Source organism: Paenibacillus sp. N119s (assembly GCF_059447605.1).
In genome coordinates this window covers 1-3538 of record NZ_JCAJRU010000356.1, presented here as the reverse complement: position 1 = coordinate 3538, position 3538 = coordinate 1, and the positions used below count along the sequence as shown (strand labels likewise).

At 48.2% G+C, this 3538-nt stretch carries 4 protein-coding genes and 1 riboswitch; all 4 genes read right to left on the bottom strand.

Translation table 11 applies throughout. The features are described from left to right. Positions 1-113: 113 nt before the first annotated feature. Positions 114-257 carry an RAxF-45 family protein gene (locus AC5V8P_RS24410; RefSeq protein ID WP_016822706.1) on the bottom strand — a complete coding sequence of 48 codons (144 nt, stop codon included), beginning with the start codon at positions 255-257 and terminating at the stop codon, positions 114-116. Between the two features lie 80 nt (positions 258-337). After that, positions 338-1516 carry an MFS transporter gene (locus AC5V8P_RS24405; protein WP_064797660.1) on the bottom strand — a complete coding sequence of 393 codons (1179 nt, stop codon included), beginning with the start codon at positions 1514-1516 and terminating at the stop codon, positions 338-340. A gap of 68 nt (positions 1517-1584) precedes the next feature. Further along, positions 1585-1684: riboswitch (purine riboswitch) on the bottom strand. Positions 1685-1739: 55 nt separating this feature from the next. Further along, positions 1740-2699 (bottom strand): acetylxylan esterase, encoded by a 960-nt coding sequence (locus tag AC5V8P_RS24400; RefSeq protein ID WP_064797659.1) that lies wholly within the window; start codon positions 2697-2699, stop codon positions 1740-1742. Between the two features lie 12 nt (positions 2700-2711). Further along, on the bottom strand, positions 2712-3538 hold an 827-nt coding region (locus tag AC5V8P_RS24395), incomplete at its 5' end, for a glycoside hydrolase family 130 protein (protein ID WP_495473964.1).

Below are 3538 nucleotides of genomic sequence, written 5' to 3'. Positions count from 1 at the left end.
CAATATACATGTTCAGGCTCTCCTTTATTTAGGAAGACCCTTACCCAGGTAACACAAAAAGAGCCGCAGGAGCAAGCCCGCAGCTCTTCGGAAGATACAGCAATCCGTTCGAGTTAAGGTAGGCGTCTTCTCGCGATGTTTACAACCGTATGATTAAAATTGGACAGACTTCTCCCGTTGTATGGAAAAGCATGAACAATGCCAGCCATAGCAATCGGCAGCTGGCTAATACGGTTGTTCAGCATCTCGTGATTCACCTACCTCACCCCCTTCTTCATAATTGGAAGTAGTATAACATGTTTTTTCGAATAATAAAAGGGAGAAATATCCTACTGGGCTATGAGATGGAGTGGTGTCCTCTGACTGTCTGCGATGTCCCCACTCTCGTAATCGAAAATACGCCGCAGACAAAAGCAACAATCACAAATACCCCGCCCACCCAGGCGTTCGTGGCCACAGAAGTACTATTCTCAATCACTACCCCTCCCAAGGCAGAACCGAGGGCAATCCCGACCTGGAGTGCAGAGAAATTAAAGCTTTGCTGAATACTGCCTGATTCGGGTGCATTTTCAATAAGATAACTTTGCATCGGGGGCGACAAGGCCCAGCTCAGGATTCCCCAGACGATCAGAAGCGGCACAAACACATACATCGAGTGAATTGAGAACGGCAACAGGAACATCACAGCGATAAACACACCTACGACAATGAGAATGCTTTTCGCTGTGCCGAATCGATCGGCCAAAGAGCCGCCAATAAAGCCGCCGCTCACTGCCGCCAAGCCAAAGACAAAATAGGCTACACTCACCCACGAAGCGTTCAAGCCCATCAGGTTTTCCAAAAACGGAGTGAAGTACGCATACAACGTGTAGTGCCCCGCCAGTGTCAGCGTAGTGACCAGATGGGCACTAATCACTTTAACATTTTTCAAAGACTTCAATTGCTCACGCATAGGCACAACATGCTCTGTCGGAATCCGTTCCATAAACATGTTCATAATAATCATAGAAACTACGGTCAACAAGGCAATGATCAGAAAAAGCACCCGCCAGCCAAACGCATTTCCAATCAGCACCCCGGCTGGAATGCCGAGCACGATGGAGGAACTTACCCCCATGGAGATCACACCAAGAACGCGGGCTTGATAAGCTTTGGACACCACTTTGACTGCAATGGTTAGTGACAATGTTACAATCAATGACCCACTTGCAGCAGTAACAATACGGGATATAAACAACACAGCATAATTCGGACTCCAAAAAGCCAGCAGACTTCCTATAATAAAGATGAACATCGACCATAAGTACAGTCGTTTTCGTTCAATTTTGGCAGTCAACGCTAACAAAGTCGGCCCGGCAATAGCATACACGAGCGCATAGATCATGATAAGCTGCCCTGCTGTACTTACAGAGACGTTCAAATCCTGTGCAATCTGGGGCAACACGCCACCGATAATTAACTCCACCAGACCTACCGTAAAGGTCGCAATGGTTAAAATAACTACTTTGAAGTTCATTACATTAGCTCCTTTGCTGTCATGTAAATCCCTCGTATTACGCAAAAAAATCCTGACCACAAGAAATGTACAAGACGTACACTTTTTGTAATCAGGATTTATCGGTTCCTGGTAGAGACCCTCAAACCATATTATTGAGGTTATACAAATGGGGCATTCATTTATTACGCTTCACGAAGGTTATAGCTATTACTATAAAGGAGCCTTTAGCTAAGTTCAACCCCTACAGCCGCAAAAATTCGCTCATGGCACGATCCGACAGATAGGGTAAATACTCATGACCATATTCGTGATACACAAGCAATTCCTTGTCCGATACGATTTTATTGTACACTGCGAACTGTGTGGAAGGTGGGCAAATCACATCTGATAGTCCTGTCACGAATAGCACCCGCCCCCGAATACGGTCTGCTAAATGTTGAATGTCGATGTAGCCTAAGCGGTGAAACACTTCGCTCTCACGTACATGATTGGGATCAAACCAGCGAAAATAATAAACCAGTTCCTCATAGGCCGATGTCGTGGCATCCAGTGCCCAGGCTCTTTTATAATCCGACAGGAACGGATATACCGGCACAGCCACACGAACACGCGGCTCCAATGCAGCGCAGGCAACCGTCAAAGCTCCGCCTTGGGAGCAGCCAAATGCACCGATCCGTTCCGGGTCCACCTGCTCCATAGACATTAAAATGCGCACTGTCTGTACCGTATCCAAAAATACATTGCGGTAATATAGCCGATCCGGGTCCGGGTCGTCAATCCCGCGGATAATATGACCGCGAACCGTCGTTCCCTGAACCTGCAAATTGTCCTCAGACAATCCGCCTTGCCCTCGGCAATCCATAGCCAGCACAGTGAATCCGTGTGCCGCATAGCTTACCTTGTCGAACCAGTCGCCACTATCGCAGGAATACCCATGGAACATCACCAAGGCTGGACCTTGTTCCGTAAGATGCTTGGGACGTGCCAACTTCCCATGGACCCTCGCCCCGCCCACTCCAGTAAAATACAGATGGTAACACTCCACCAGCGGAGAGACAAAATCGGCAGGCTCCAGTGTATATTCCAGTGGCTGTCGTTCCAGCTCCTGTAACGCCCGTTCCCAGTACATATCAAAATCCTGCGGCTTTGGATTACTGCCCATATACGATTGTAGCTGCTGTAAAGACATATCCTCCGGCATGTAAATTTCCTCCTACATTCGGCCGGACTCACGGTCATCTGCGACTACTTCATCCGTTGCGATGACATACTTCATAATGTCAGCTACTGTCGTGTATGCGATACCTACATACGTATCAGCCGCTCCATAATAAATTGCAATTCTTCCGGTGTCTGCATCATGCAGCGTAGCACACGGGAACACCACATTCGGCACAAAACCTCGCTCTTCGTACCATTCCTCCGGGGTCAACACGAAGTTGGAGGAACGATATTTAACTTTGGACGGATCATCCAAATCAAGAACGGCTACGCCCATGCTGTATACCAGCCCATTGCATGTGCCTGTCACCCCGTGGTAGAACATCAGCCAGCCTTCGGTCGTCTCGATCGGTGCAGGTCCGCCGCCAATCTTCACCGATTGCCACCAGCCCTGACCGCCCTTACTCATTACATGACGGTGCTTGCCCCAATACACCAAGTCAGGACTTTCGCTCAGGAAAATATCCCCGAACGGCGTATGACCACTGTCACTTGGACGGGATAGCAACATAAAGTTTCCATTTAGCTTGCGAGGTAACAGCACTCCGTTGCGATTAAACGGCAAGAACGGATTTTCCAATCGTACAAAGCTTTTGAAATCCTTCGTTTGTGCGATCCCCAGCGCTGCACCATAAAAATCTGTACACCAGATGATATAATACGTGTCTTCTACTCGAACCAGACGCGGATCGTAAGCATAATTAGGCTGATAATCATTCCCTTCCTCATCAACCAAGTGCAAACGTTCCGTTTCAATGTCCCAAGACAACCCGTCGTCACTCCAGCCCAGGTGCAGATGTGGGCGTCCATTAATCGTCT

Coding starts and splice junctions, on each gene's coding strand:
- AC5V8P_RS24405 (WP_064797660.1), bottom strand. CDS start 1,516: ATGAACTTCAAAGTAGTTATTTTAACCATTGCGACCTTTACGGTAGGT.
- AC5V8P_RS24400 (WP_064797659.1), bottom strand. CDS start 2,699: ATGCCGGAGGATATGTCTTTACAGCAGCTACAATCGTATATGGGCAGT.